At 63.0% G+C, this 13,301-nt stretch carries 13 protein-coding genes; 9 read left to right on the forward strand and 4 right to left on the reverse strand.

What is annotated here, in order from left to right; genetic code table 11:
- Window positions 1-25: 25 nt before the first annotated feature.
- Complete coding sequence (locus Pla111_RS02740) at window positions 26-1,723, reverse strand: AAA family ATPase (RefSeq protein ID WP_146571109.1); 1,698 nt, start codon at window positions 1,721-1,723, stop codon at window positions 26-28.
- Window positions 1,724-1,847: 124 nt separating this feature from the next.
- Window positions 1,848-2,477 carry a LuxR C-terminal-related transcriptional regulator gene (locus Pla111_RS02745; protein ID WP_146571111.1) on the reverse strand — a complete coding sequence of 210 codons (630 nt, stop codon included), beginning with the start codon at window positions 2,475-2,477 and terminating at the stop codon, window positions 1,848-1,850.
- 340 nt (window positions 2,478-2,817) lie between these two features.
- On the opposite strand from Pla111_RS02745, the gene Pla111_RS02750 reads away from it, so the two are divergent.
- The 5 genes from Pla111_RS02750 (at window position 2,818) to Pla111_RS17640 (ending at window position 6,781) form a co-directional block, all read left to right on the forward strand.
- A complete protein-coding gene (locus Pla111_RS02750) occupies window positions 2,818-3,696 on the forward strand; it encodes a sugar phosphate isomerase/epimerase family protein (protein WP_197524694.1) in 879 nt (292 codons plus the stop codon).
- Window positions 3,693-4,169 carry an alternative ribosome rescue aminoacyl-tRNA hydrolase ArfB gene (arfB, locus tag Pla111_RS02755; RefSeq protein ID WP_391581008.1) on the forward strand — a complete coding sequence of 159 codons (477 nt, stop codon included), beginning with the start codon at window positions 3,693-3,695 and terminating at the stop codon, window positions 4,167-4,169. Before Pla111_RS02750 ends, arfB begins: the two co-directional genes overlap by 4 nt.
- A gap of 334 nt (window positions 4,170-4,503) precedes the next feature.
- Window positions 4,504-4,965, forward strand: a complete 462-nt coding sequence (locus tag Pla111_RS02760) for a hemerythrin domain-containing protein (protein ID WP_146571116.1) — start codon at window positions 4,504-4,506, stop codon at window positions 4,963-4,965.
- A 209-nt stretch (window positions 4,966-5,174) separates the two neighbouring features.
- Window positions 5,175-5,984 carry a UvrB/UvrC motif-containing protein gene (locus Pla111_RS02765; RefSeq protein ID WP_146571118.1) on the forward strand — a complete coding sequence of 270 codons (810 nt, stop codon included), beginning with the start codon at window positions 5,175-5,177 and terminating at the stop codon, window positions 5,982-5,984.
- A gap of 392 nt (window positions 5,985-6,376) precedes the next feature.
- Complete coding sequence (locus tag Pla111_RS17640; protein ID WP_146571120.1) at window positions 6,377-6,781, forward strand: carbon storage regulator; 405 nt, start codon at window positions 6,377-6,379, stop codon at window positions 6,779-6,781.
- Between the two features lie 40 nt (window positions 6,782-6,821).
- On the opposite strand, the gene Pla111_RS02775 is transcribed toward Pla111_RS17640, so the two are convergent.
- Window positions 6,822-8,888 (reverse strand): esterase/lipase family protein, encoded by a 2,067-nt coding sequence (locus tag Pla111_RS02775; protein WP_231930602.1) that lies wholly within the window; start codon window positions 8,886-8,888, stop codon window positions 6,822-6,824.
- Between the two features lie 135 nt (window positions 8,889-9,023).
- A complete protein-coding gene (locus Pla111_RS02780) occupies window positions 9,024-9,269 on the reverse strand; it encodes a carbon storage regulator (RefSeq protein WP_146571123.1) in 246 nt (81 codons plus the stop codon).
- 369 nt (window positions 9,270-9,638) lie between these two features.
- On the opposite strand from Pla111_RS02780, the gene Pla111_RS02785 reads away from it, so the two are divergent.
- From Pla111_RS02785 to Pla111_RS02800, 4 genes are all read left to right on the forward strand, one after another.
- On the forward strand, window positions 9,639-10,736 hold the full coding sequence (locus Pla111_RS02785) for a M24 family metallopeptidase (RefSeq protein WP_231930605.1): 1,098 nt from the start codon (window positions 9,639-9,641) through the stop codon (window positions 10,734-10,736).
- A gap of 185 nt (window positions 10,737-10,921) precedes the next feature.
- Complete coding sequence (locus Pla111_RS02790) at window positions 10,922-11,788, forward strand: hypothetical protein (RefSeq protein ID WP_146571127.1); 867 nt, start codon at window positions 10,922-10,924, stop codon at window positions 11,786-11,788.
- A 200-nt stretch (window positions 11,789-11,988) separates the two neighbouring features.
- On the forward strand, window positions 11,989-12,438 hold the full coding sequence (locus Pla111_RS02795; protein ID WP_146571129.1) for a hypothetical protein: 450 nt from the start codon (window positions 11,989-11,991) through the stop codon (window positions 12,436-12,438).
- Window positions 12,439-12,722: 284 nt separating this feature from the next.
- The gene (locus Pla111_RS02800; protein ID WP_146571131.1) at window positions 12,723-13,280 is read left to right on the forward strand and encodes a hypothetical protein; all 558 of its coding nucleotides are present in this window, start codon (window positions 12,723-12,725) and stop codon (window positions 13,278-13,280) included.
- Window positions 13,281-13,301 lie beyond the last annotated feature (21 nt).

The following is a 13,301-nucleotide window of genomic DNA, read 5'->3' on the forward strand; positions in this document are numbered from 1 at the left end:
GCTTTGCTGCTTCGGAACAGACGCCCTAACCGGGATCAGCCAGATCGCCCCACTCGGCAACGAAACGCGTCGGGCATTTGGGACAGCTGAGGGTCGACCCCAGCTGCGTAAACGGAATCCATGCGGCATGCCCACAGCCGGGGCAGCCGACGTGGAGCCGCACGACAGGGTTGGCGTCGCTCAGAGCCGGTGTAACCGCGTCGGTGTCCCCTTCGTCGGTTTCCTGGTGGCCGGTGTGCCCGTCGCCGTCGCCCGGGCCGATATCATCTGCTTCAAAGGTGATCAGCTGCTGCTCGTCGAGGGTCGCCAGCTGCGCGAGCCGATCCGCCATGCGCATCACGGCCCGCTCGAATAGGTTGCGCACTTCGCGACCATTGCCGAAATGCTCGTCGCGCTCGGCATAACGCTTGGTCAGCGTGTGGATCACACGCAGTCGTGCCACCGGGGTGATCTCGTAGTGATGCACCGTGAGTAGCCGACCAAAGATCGCGCACAGCTGCGGTGGCGTATAGTCGGCAAAAGCAAACCTGCGTGAGAATCTCGATTCCAAGCCCGGATTGCTCGCCAGCAAGCGGTCCATCGGTTGGGGATAACCGGCCAGCACAATCGCCAGCTTGTCGCGATCATCCTCGGCCCGTTTGAGAAGAGTCTGGATCGCTTCGGCTCCGTACACGTCGCTGCCGTCGTGAGAGACGATACCGTAAGCCTCATCGATAAACAGCACGCCGCCGAGCGCTTCATCGACGCGTTGGTTCACTTTGCTGGCGGTTTGGCCGGCGTACTCGGCGATCAAACCGCCCCTGTCGGTTTCCACGAGTTGCCCCGTCGGCAGCACCTCGAGCGCGGCGAGCGCTTCGCCGACGAGCCGCGCGACCGTTGTCTTGCCCGTGCCGGGGTTGCCAACAAACACCATGTGCAGCGTGATGCTGGTCGCGGGGAGCCCCGCATGCTGCCTCCGCTTTTGCAGCGACAGATAGTTGGCCAAGGAACGCACCTCGGCTTTGACCCCTTCCAGCCCGACGAGCGAATCGATCTGGGCGAGCACCTCATCCAAGGTGCGCCGGGCGGGGGCCGTGTCAGGGGCAGAGTTGGTGGCTGTGGAGAGGGACCGGGCAGGCGTCGGGGCCGTTGAACGGAGCATCGGCTCGGCTTCTTCTTCCAGCGGGATGCGATCGGCCGACGGATCGATCGCGACCCGTACCCGGTGGGCGAGGTCGCGGATCGCGGCCAGTTCGATTTCCGCTGGCGGGCCATCGCACCGGGCGAGCAGGTTCGACTGGCGGATGACGAGCGTCTCCAGCATGGGGATGTCGTCCGCTAGCGGTGGCAAGCGTCGAAACGGTCCCAACAGGCTTTCCCATTGAAGCAGCTGGCTGCGCTGGGCGGCCTCGCGCATCACCTCGACCAACCGCTTCGTCGGGAGACGCTGCGCCCACAGGTGCTCGGCAAGGTCCGTGGCCAGTTCACGCTCAGCCGACGACCACTTCCGGTCCGCCTCGCAGATTGTGAAGTACACCTTCAGCAGCACGCCGCTGTGCAGATCTTCCATCAGGCGAACGAATCGGGCGGGGTTCTCAACCAGCCCGGCGTGGTGCTTCTCAATACGCTGTGCCGCTGCGCAGAACAGCTGCCGTGTCGCCGTCAGAAGGTCCGCATAGCGGGGCGTGCTGGCTGGCGAGTGGTGGTTGGCCAGCGCAGAGAAGGTTTCGTTCACGCGCGACACGGCAACCAACCCAACGAACCAAGGGTCCGGAAAAACAACTGGTGTGGAGGTATTGATGGCTGAAGGCTAGCCGAGCCCCTCAGACGGGGGCAAGCACTAGCGCGCGACAAGCTGCTGAGGTTCTTCAGGCCAGATCGTGCCTCACGGCCCACACCGCCGCCTGCGTGCGATCCGAAACCCCCAGCTTGCGCAGCACATGCTGGACGTGCTCCTTGACCGTCTCGTAACTGATGCCCAGTGCTTGGGCAATTTCTTTATTGCTCAGGCCGAATGCTAGCTGCTTAAGCACCTGGCGCTCGCGGGTGGTCAGAGCCACATCACCGATCGGTGACGCCGACTCGGGGCCAACCGCGGTGAGTCGGCGGATCTCGTCCGGGGTCCAACAGGATTTTCCCGCTGCGGCCGTCATGACCGCATCGAGCAACTCGGTTCGGGAGGCAGATTTCGCTAGCATGCCGGCGGCGCTCAGCGCCGAAGCGCGCGCCGCGTAGGTAGGATTGGTGCGCTCGGTGAAGAACAGCGCCGCGGTGTCATGCCCGTTGGCTTTCAACCAAGTGAGGCAGGCCAATCCGTCCTGGGGCGGTAGATCGATCTCCAGCAGCAGCAGGTTGGGGGCCAGTCTCGCAACGGCTTCTTGCGCAGCGAGCCCGTCAGCGACTTCGGCAACGATCTCAATCGGCCGACCTTCGAACCAAGTGCGGAGTCCGGCACGAACCACCTCGCGCGGATCGGCCACAACGATGCGAGCAAGCATGTGCGGCAGATGCCTCGGGCGGGGGGGGGAGTAAGTAGCAGGCAGGCACAGTTCGGCTGGCACAGCACGGGGGCACAGCACGGGGGCAAGTCAGGGAACGCGGCCCCCCCGAACGGCGTCCGCAATTATGCCCTGGTTCGCTTCCACATAAAAGCAAGTTCTTGGCAACGAACCTAAAGCAACGGCGCTATCGAGGTTTACTCCGACTGGCCGATTGATCGATAATTCGCCGCTGGGGAGCAAGCTCCAGCGAATTGTGGACGTAATGACGGGCCTGCTTGACGGCGGCCGCCCCGCGTTCTCCTCGCTTTTCATACGGTCTTCGACGAGGCAATCAGGGATGATGCAGCTGGCCATCAATCAGATCACGACCTATCGGTGGACCTTTGAAGAAGACCTGCATCACTATCTTCGAGCTGGCTACCAGGGAGTTGGCCTGTGGCTGCGAAAGCTCGAAGATTTTGGCTTCGAACGCGGTCTGGAACTGATTCACGACAGCGGTATCAAGGTTTCCAGCGTTTCTTGGGTGGGCGGATTTACGGGCGGCGATGCCCTCTCGGGCGGCGAGAATCTGGCCGAGGCCCGCCGAACCCTTGATCTGGCCCAGGCCTGCAATGCCGGATCCGTGGTGCTGCATCCGGGCTCACGAAATCGGCACACCCACCGCCACGTCTATCGGCTGCTGAATGGTGCGCTGGAAAGCCTCCTGCCGCATGCCGAAGCCGCTGGCACACCGCTGGTGCTTGAGCCAATGCACCCGGCGTGTGCCGGCGAATGGACTTTTCTGACCGACTTGGCGGCTACGGCGCAGCTCGTGGCTTCGTACGATTCACCTTGGTTGCGGCTGGCCTACGACGCCTATCATGCGCCGCTCTGCCGCCAAACCGAGATGCTGCTCGCGGAGATCGCTCCGTTGATTGGGCTTGTCCAGGTAGCAGACTATAAGTCGCCGCACACCATTGACGGCGAGCGTTGCTTGCTGGGAGAGGGTGCCGCACCGCTCGACCGGCTGATCGCAACGCTCGATCGAGTTGGTTACGATGGCTTTATCGAAGTGGAATTACGCGGTGCCGCGATCGAGCCCTCGATCTATCATCGAGCGGTCGATGGCTCGGCGATGACGCTGCGAGGCCTGCTCCAGGGCACGGCGCCGCGTGGCACCCGTCGCCGTTCGACCATGCCGGTCACTCTCGCGGGGAGCAGCGAAAGGCTCGCCTGAAGCGCGGGAAAAAGAGCCTCCCTACAGCTGACGAGCAACGCGTGGCGGACACCTTAGTGGTCAACGATCGGATCGTGATTCCGAAGTCTGAGCTGCTCTTTAGCTTTGCGCGCAGCTCAGGGCCGGGCGGGCAGAACGTCAACAAGCTCAATACCAAGGCGGTGTTGCGCTGGAAGCCCGCTGACTCACTCGGTCTGCCCGAGGCGGTCTTGCTGCGTTTGACCGTTCAGTGTCGCACGCGAATCAACGAGGCGGGCGAGCTGATGATCACGTCAGATCGCTATCGCGAGCAGGGCCGCAATATCGCGGATTGTTTAGAGCGGTTGCGGGCGCTGCTGCTCGCCGCGGCCGATCCTCCGAAGCGGCGTCGTCCGACCCGTAAGCCGCGCAGAGCGAATGAAGCCCGCCTTAAAACCAAGCGTCAGCGCTCCGAGGTAAAATCGCAGCGTCGCAAGCCGCTTGGCGGAGAGTAGTTTTCAACCGCTGCCTTCTGCAGCCAGTGATTTGCCTCCGAAGAAGCTGCGTGCGGCAGGCTGAGCGGGGCTTAGGGGGGGTCAGCGGGGTCGGTGGTGTAATCGCCCGGAGCCCCAGGGTTGCCCAAACTGTTTTTTCTTGGCTGTCCGGCAAACTGCGGTTAGACTCTCCGTGCTGGCAACACCTGGGCGGACCTTGCCGGCGCTTTTCTATTCTCGATCGCGATAAGCTGCACCGGCAAGGAAAGTGATAGGCGTAGCGGTTGATCCGTGCGCCGGCCTCGTTTCTGCCGGACAGCTTTCGCTCCCCTCCCGATGTATAAGGAGCTCACCGATGATCGCCGATCTGAATTCGTCGAGCATGGGAGTCGCTGGCGAACAACGTTTGTTGGCTCGGGTCAAGGAAGCGTTGCGGGTGATGGTCGAATGGCAGGCCCCGACGATTAGTCAGGAACGCCAAGGGTCGAGCTTGCGCTTCGCGCTGCGTTCGTTCTGCCGGCATCTGGAGCGGGTCATGGCGTTTGAAGAGTCGGACGACTACTTCGACAAGATTGCCCAAGAGCGGCCCGATTGTCAGTCACGCGTCGGACGGCTGCGCGTCGAGCACAGCCGAATCCGCCAGCAGATCGCGGAGCTCGAGCCCAAGCTCGACGAACCCGCAGCCTGGCAAGCTGAGTCGCTCAAATTATCGCGAGTCGCGGTCAAGCAGCTGTTGGACGAGGTCGATCGCCACGATCGGCACGAGGTCCGCCTGCTGCAAGAAACGCTGCTGCGAGAGGATGGCGGCGAGGGCTAATTCCTCCTCTGCCAAGAAATCGGGCCGACCCGCTGATAAGTTGGTGCCGAGATTCGCCCTCCGAACGATCCACGGGGTAGAATAAGGGAAGAGCGGGGCTTGTTGTCGGTGCGTGCCGACCGTGCGGCTAGCCCTTTTTTTACTTCTTGCCCTTGGGATACGACGAGCGGATTGCTCCCGCTCGCCGGGTTTGGCGGGGATTTTTCGTCATGACGCAGCGACCAACTTCGCTCGACCAGCTGCTGCGCGAGTGGCCCTACGAATTTGGCGAAGTCGTGGCTCGCTGGGCCCACGGGGCCGATGGTCGGCCCGTGCTGCAGATGCGTATCGACCTGGGCGTGTTGCAGATGGAAGTGGAGGGGCGTCCCGACGGGAATCGCCCCGAGGGCGCTGAGAGCTACTGCGCGCTGATCGCGCGCTACGAACAGAAACGCGGTAAACAGCCCTGGATCCTTGACGCCCAGCAATGCGCCGAAGTGGATCGGGAGTTTGTTCAGTTTTATCATCGCCGTGTGGCGTGGCTCGCACTGCACGAGTTTCGTCGTGCTCAGGCAGACGCCGATCACACGCTGCTGTTGATGGATCGTTCGGCCGCCCATTCACCAACCGAGGAGTGGGTCGAGGCGCACGAGCAATACCGGCCGTTTGTGCTCTTTCATCGGACCCAGGCGGCAGCGCTTGCCGAACTTGAGGAGTCGGCACCCGATTTGGCGTTACGAGAGATCGACGCCGGTCGACGTCTCATCGCGAGCCTTGAGTCGCAAGAAGAGGGGCTCAGCGAGAGCGACCCGGCTTCCCCCAGCGGCGGACGTCGCTTTCAGGCCGGCGAGGACCTGACCGAAGAGGCCGAGGGACCGAGCGAGTTTCTGCAGAAGCTCGCCGCGCTGCGCGATTCGATCCTCAGCGAGTACGGGCTCGATCCTTCGCTCGAGGAGCAACTTTCTGAGGCGATCGCCAAAGAACAGTACGAGCGTGCTGCGGTGTTGCGTGACCAGATCAGCGCTCAGCAGCGTTCTTGAGGCTCTCCCCCTCCCAGAAGCTTTCCCGCCAATCGGCACGATCTGCTCACCGTGGGGATTGTCAAAATGGTTTCTGGTGCAAGTGTAAGATATGCAATGTAAGCCGCTACGCTGCGGCTGCTAGCACTCCTTGCTTGGGGCGATCAAGCCTTGTTTCATAGGCTTTTTCAAGAAGCGTTCCCGGCTGGGCGAACTACGGCACGCGCCGTGCGTACAGGTATCCATCAGGAAGAGAGAATCGGCCAACCCCTTCGCCTGACCCGCTGATACTGGCTGGTCTTGCGAAGGAAAAGGCCGCTGCTCGTCAGAGGATTAACCCCCTCGGAGATAACCGAGATCCACCTGGCGAGTTCGGGTAAGTAAGGAACACCAACCCACACACGGAGGCTCAGATGTTGGTTCTCACTCGCAAAGCGCAGGAAACGATCCAGATCGGCAACGACATCACGATCACCGTGATCAAGACCAAGGGCAAGGCGGTCCGGTTGGGCATCCAGGCACCCGCTGAGGTTGCGGTGCTACGCGGTGAACTGGCCGCTGCGATCAATGCCGCTCAGGAGTTTGGTACCCCGGAGCATAGCCCCCAGGACTCAAGCACCGCGGCGGTTCCGTCCGCAGGCAAGGGTGCGGAGCGGGTCAGCAGCCCCAAGCCTGCCAAGCCCAAGTCTGACACGGCCCAGGCGGTCCGCTTTGAGCGGGTAACCCGCTCAAAGGTTGGCACGGTTCTACCCAATCTGCTGGGAGAAGCCGGCCCCCTCCGCGAGATGCTGCAGCAGCGTTCAACGTTTGTGAGCTAATGGTTCGCTTGCAGAAGATGCTCAGCTGCTGCTCGGCGTGTCAGCGCACCGACGCTGGTAACGGCGTGTCGAGCGGTTCTGAGCCACTTACCAAACGAACCGTCGGCATCGCTGGGCTCGACCGGGGAATCGTCAAGCTGGCTTGCAAGGGATCGTAGCCTTCGAGCTCTGCCGCCTGGGCGAGCAGAATGCGCTGCACTTCGGCAACGGTTTGGGGATGGCGGTGCAGGGTCACATGCGAGTCCGGCACGATCACTTGCGATTCCAATCCTGGCAAGTCGTCCAGCCGCGCACTGGCGAGCGAGACGACGCCATCACCGCGAGTGGTGAACCACGATGCGGGTCCGCTGCGGGGAGCGTCGCCCACCACGTTGTGGTACGACACCCAAGGTGCCGACCGGGCGGTAAGCAGCGCTGAGAGCATCGGCGAGTCGGGTGCCAGCGAGTCGAGGCTGGTCATCATGCTCGTTGCCGCGGGCAGAAACAGGCCCGGGTTGTCGCGGAATAGCTCTTGTCGGCGTGCGATCGTCTTCACCGGCAGTTCGATCAGTTTGTTGCCTACCCAACGCGTGACGCCGTTGGCGAAGCGGCTGCCACGGTGGGGCGATCCAATCGTCACCACGCGGCGAACCGAGCTGTCTGGTTGGAAATAGAACAACCGCGACACATGGGTGCGCGATTCCTCGTCGGCTTTAAGTTTCGAGAAGTCGTCGGTAGCAACCACTCGCCAAAAATCGTCGCCGCTGTTGACCGCCTGCAGCCGCGACATGAGCCCCCCCATGCTGTGGCCGACAAGCACCATCTGATCCATGGCGAGCGTCGAATCGTTTGGGTCGAAGGTCTGTTTGACTTGCTGCAGATCCTCACGCATCTGCGCGGCGCTGACAAAGAACGGTGACGCGGTCGGGTACAGATAGAACCAAAACTGATAGCGGCTGCGGATGCGCGGATCGCTGCGCAGGTCGTTGAACATCTCCATCCACGTCGCCGGGCTCGACCACAGTCCGTGGACCATCACCACCGGGATGCGGTTGGGATCGTACGGCTCAAGCAGGTACAGGCCCTGGTAGGCTTCGAGCTGCTCGGGCTGAAAGAGTCCGCTGTTAGAGATCTTGGACTCTTGAAACTGGGGTTGGTTGAGGAAGTACGCGAGCGGGGTTGTTAGGTCACTGGCGAGTGGCGTACGCCGACCAGCGAGATTCAGTTGCTCGTGCTCCATCGTGTCGTGCAGCTCAAGCACCAGCCGCAGCCCCTGATGCGGATCGGCTGCGGGCGTTGCCGGCTGGTGATGATCGGCTGATTCGACCCGCACAAACGCCGTGAGCGGGTAGCAGAGCGTCGTCGGATAGAAGCGATCCTCAGGATGATTCCGATCGGGATGGTCTCGCTTCGCGACGAGCGGAACGCCAACGCCGGTGGTGTGGTAGTGATTCCGCAACGCGAGAACCTGGAAGTCTTCGGCGAACTCAAAGCCGTCAAAGTCTTCTTGCCGCCAGTGGCTGCTGTGCAGCTCGACCGCGATCGAGCAACCGTGCTCGCTGTGGGGCAGCGGAATGCGGGCCCCCGGATGTACCTGGTCACGACTCTGCAGCAGGCGGAGCAGCGACTGCAACGAGGTGTTGTAGCGACTGGTCGCGCCGCCGATACGCCGCAACGGATCGCCCGCTAGCGCGTGATAGCCATGCACCAGCGACTCGGCATAGAAGCCAATGGCAGCGTCATCGTCGCCATCTTCACGCAAAGAATCGGCTTGGACGGCCGCTAGCTCAGCCAGGGCAAACTCCACTTCGGGGGCCCCGGTCTCTCCGTGTGCATCCGCCAGCAGGGTGAGCAGCCGCTGACGCTGATCGTCGATCTCCGGATTGAGCCCCGCCTTGGTCGCTACCTGGCGCGTTGTCTCGGAGAATCGTGGCTTGTCGTTGCCCACTCCCAGCAGCCGCGCGGCGTAAGGGCTGTCAGCGGGACGGCGCTGAATCCACTGCTCGCTGCTAGCACAGCCGCTGCCGAGAGACGCCAACAGTACAACGGTGAGCAGCGCTGCGTTCGCGCTTTGAAAGGGACGAGTCCTGAGATTTGCCCGAACGATCGATTCGTAGCGCACGATCATCGCGGGGCGGTCGCTGCTTGCCGGCGGAGAGGGGGAGCCAATGGCTGCGCTAGCCGTCTACTACAATAGTGACGAGGCTGCTGCCATGTGGACCCTACGGGTCACTCCCGCGCCGGTCAATGCCGGACAAACTGCTTAGGCGATTGCTAGCGTGGCGAGAAACTCGATCGTGGGTTTCAGCTCCGCCGAGGGAGCCGGCTCCGCATTGGCGGCACCGTCGAAAGACTCGACGATTTCTTTGAGTTCGCCACGCAGGATACGCTTCTCTGCGGGTGCTTGCAGGGCGAGCGTGACACGGTTGCCCGCCACCCGGCGGACTTCGATCGTGATGTCATCACCAATGGTGATGGCCTGGCCGGCTTTTCTACTGAGAACGAGCATGACTAATCCTGCTTGACTAAGAGTACGGCTCCGCCGTGGTCGACGAAAAGAACGTTGCCTACAGACGGCTAATGCAACTAATGCAACCCGTGTGCCGATGGCTCCCCTAGTTACGCGCCGAGCGGTCTCAGAAGCGGCACAGGAGCGAAATTCTCCGCGATCTGGCGACTATTGCTAAAGTCTTGTGGCTCCGGATGCCGGCCTGCTACCGCAATCAGAGCTGCCAGGAAGTCTCATCTTGAGATGGCCGTCTCGACTTGAGACACCCACGCACCTCGCGGCGAGACGGCCGACCAGTTTTTGACCACGGCCATGATCGCCGACCACTCAGTGAAATTCCCCCCGCCCACAGCCGCACGACGCCCCATGATGCTCGACACTTCCCTAATCGTGGCGCGCCAGCAGCGTTTGCTCAAAGAGATGGATCGGGTGGGCGCTGCCTGGACGATTCTGACGCGGAGTGAGTCGGTGCAGTGGCTCACGGGGGCCTATGTGGGGCCTCTCTTTTCGCCTTGTGTGGCGATCGAGGCAGGCGGAAAGGTGACCCTGGTTTTGCCGGCTCGCAAGGTGTCGTCGCCTGCCGTCGCCGCCGAGGTGTTGCCCTATGAGGAGAAGCGACTTTCGACCATGCGCGACGCTTGTCATCAGCAGCATGCCAGCCTGGAGCAGCTTTTTAAGGCGTGTCCGATGTCCGGAAAGTGCATCGGCTACGAAGCTTCTGCCGTAGGGGGAGGACTCGTTGCGGCGGTAGCCGGGCCGGGCGCTTTGGACTTTGACGACACGCTCTTTAGCCTTAGGCGTCGCAAAGACCCCGACGAACTCGCGCTCATGGCCCGGGCAAATGAGGCCAATCGGGCGATGTACGAACACGCCCGCCGCCGCATCCAGCCAGGGCTCAACGAGATCGATCTCTACAGCGAGTTGCAAACGATCGCGGTCAAGACGCTCGGTCAGCCGCTGACCTACTTCGGACAAGACTTTTGCTGTGCGGCTCGAGGCGGTGCGCCCCGCGACCGGGTCGCGGCCGAGGGCGAGCTGTGGATCCTTGACCTGGGTGTCGGCTACGGCGGGTATTTTACGGACAACGCCCGGACGTTTGCCGTCGGTGAGCCATCGGCGTTGCAAGTCGCGGCCTGGGAGCGGGTCACGCAGGTGTTCCCGATCGTACAGGACTACGTCCGGCCAGGGGCAAGCTGTCGAGAGCTGTTCGAACGCATCAATAAGGAACTCGCAACCTTCACGGGAGGGGTTTTCAACCACCACCTGGGTCACGGTGTCGGACTTGCTCCGCATGAAGCTCCGCGCTTGAATCCGAATTGGGACGACCATTTTGAGGTTGGCGATTACTTCACCGCCGAGCCCGGTCTGTACGGCGAGGATCTTCGCTTGGGGCTGCGTCTCGAGCAGAACTACGTTGTGACAGAGACCGGAGTCACGTTGCTAACGGACTGGCCGCTAGCCCTTTAAGCCGGCTGTACTGTTCTGTGCTGTGCTGTTCTGTGATTGCCAGCAGCCGCGGCAGGGCGATCTTGACCCACGCGGGGATCGCCCTAGACTCACGCCCCGTGAAGCCCTCGGCTCGGCGGCTCGTGCAAGCCGTAAGCCTGTTAGGTTCAGGGTCTGGTCCGCAGCAACCTTTGCTTGAGATGACAATGGCGACCGAGCGATCAGCAGCGATGATCGCGCGCCGCCGTTTCCTTTGGCTTGCCGGGGCAGCGTTGGCGGGGAGCACACACGGCGTGGCTCAGGCCGCTGCTAGCGCGGCCGTACGAGCGGGTGCTGAGGGGCTCTTCCGGGTCGAAGCGGCCAAGGTGCCGCCTGAGGAACTTCGCCGGGTCTTTGCCAAAGCCAACCTGGGCGAACTTCAGCAAGAATTGCTCCGCGTACTTAACGTGCCTCCGCCGGGCGCGCCGATCCGCCTGGTGATCGGTGCTGACGCGACGGCCCATCGCAAGACGGTCAGCCAGCTGCGGGTAGCGACTCCGTATCGTCGAGCGTTGTACGTTCGTGATCGGGGCCAGGCGGTGGTGCTGTCGTACCTGCACGACGAGTTGGCGCTCGACCTGCGCCACGAGGGGACGCATGCCCTGTTGCACGCCGATCAACCGGCGTTGCCGCTATGGCTCGATGAGGGAATCGCCAGTTACTTTCAGGAACCCGCCCCGCTGCGACCCGCCGGAGGCATTCATCACGATCCGTTGCTGCGCGACCTGCGTGGTGGTCGGATGACGACCCTCGCTGAGCTCGAACAACGTTCAGGGTTGAGTGACTTAACAGCGCGTGACTACCGGTTTGCGTGGGCCTGGACCCACTACTTGCTGCACGGTCCGCATGCTGCGACGCGAACCTTGTGGTGCCGATTGGAAGCCGGCCGTCGGCGTCAGGCGATCGAGCCACTAGCCCTTACGCTGCCACGCGAGATCCCTCAGCCCGAGGCCGCGTTGAGACGCCACTTCCTACAGGAATGGCCGCAGCGGCTTGAGCAGGCTGCCCGCTTCAGCAGTGTGCGAGCCGGCTAACGTCTGGCGAGCCGTGCCTGCTGCTAGCGTGTCCGTCGGCCGCTGCGCAAGGTCTACAAGCTTGACGGGGCAGTGCCGCTGGGTTTGCGCTACCGCTGTGCAGAACGGATCTCTAGACTCCGCGCGCATCGCCCCGGTGGGAGCTTTCGGCCGCAGGTTGTGGCGGCTCACAGTCGGGCAAACTCCTTGGAAGGGCCGTGATGGCATCAGGTTGGCTACTGACGCTAGCGCTCACGCTGGCGATCCCGGTGGACGGCGGTGGCGAGAGGCTGGCATCGACCACGGTCACGATGCCCCTGGTCGACGTGACCCTCAGCCCCGAAGGCCGATTGCTTGGCCAGGCGGTCACTGCCGACGGGTTTCCCCTGGCGGGGGCTCAGATTCGCTTGCTGTCGGAGGACGGACGCAGTATCGAGACCGAGTCCGATGAAATGGGTGCCTTTACGCTGCGGGGCGAGGTCGGCTTTGCTGAGTTGCACGGGCCGGGATGCTCGTTGGCGGTCAATCTCTGGACGGCCAAAACCGCCCCGCCGGCAGCGACCACCGTTGTTCTGCTGATTGAAGATGTCACGCTCGCGCAGCGCAACCAGCCCTCAGAACGCCGCGGCTCGGTAGGCGGGGGAGCGCGGTTGGTCTTCGCAGGACGTTAACCGGCGGCAAGCCTCGTAAGCTGCGCCGAGTCTGCCGATTGCGGCGAGTCTGTCGCTGCGTTTGGTGGGGTGTGAAAGGTGAACGGGGCAGGGTCCCGCTTGGCACGGCCCTCCGCCGGTAATAGGACCGGAAAACGGGCAGGCCGCACGCCTTAACACAGCGCGTCACGGGTTCCGTCAGTCGCATGAACTCGGGCTGAACGACCTACCTCCTAACCACCGATCTGAATAAGGAGGCCGCAGGGAAGCGGCCGGACTCACCAGGGATCGGGGCACAGACAGCGATGGGCGTCGGGGCTTTTCTGCGCTATGCGCGTGACGCGTTCTTCGCCAAACCTACGCCAGAGCGTCAGCTGATCAAGCTGGCCCGACAGCATTCGGTTCGCCGCGTGGTGGAGCTGGGCATCGGTTCGCTCGAACAGACTCAGACGCTACTTAAGGCGATCGTTGATTCGGCTGGCGGAGCGGGAGTCAGCTATACGGCGGTGGATCCGTTCGAGCAGCGTGAGCCGGGGCAGGCTCCGCTCTCGCTGATTGCCGCTCATCGCACGCTGTCAGTGTGTGGCGTCAAAGCGCGGCTCACGCCGGGCGACCCGGAGCACTCCCTGGCGACAGTGGCTAACAGCCTTAGTGACACCGACTTGGTAGTGCTGCCCCTGGGGATTGGCGAACGCAGCGGGTCTCCGGCCTGGTTCTATCTGCCCCGGATGTGCCACCCGGGAACCCTCGTCGTCGAGCCCACGCCCCGTGCCGAGGAGCCCGACACCTGGACGGTCTGGCCGCTAGCGGACGTGCAACGCCAGGCACGCCAAGCCGCCAGCGGCTGGCGCGCCGCAGCGTGAGCCATCTCGCACTCGGCAGAA

This window comes from Botrimarina hoheduenensis (assembly GCF_007859815.1).
Lineage (GTDB): Bacteria > Planctomycetota > Planctomycetia > Pirellulales > Lacipirellulaceae > Botrimarina > Botrimarina hoheduenensis.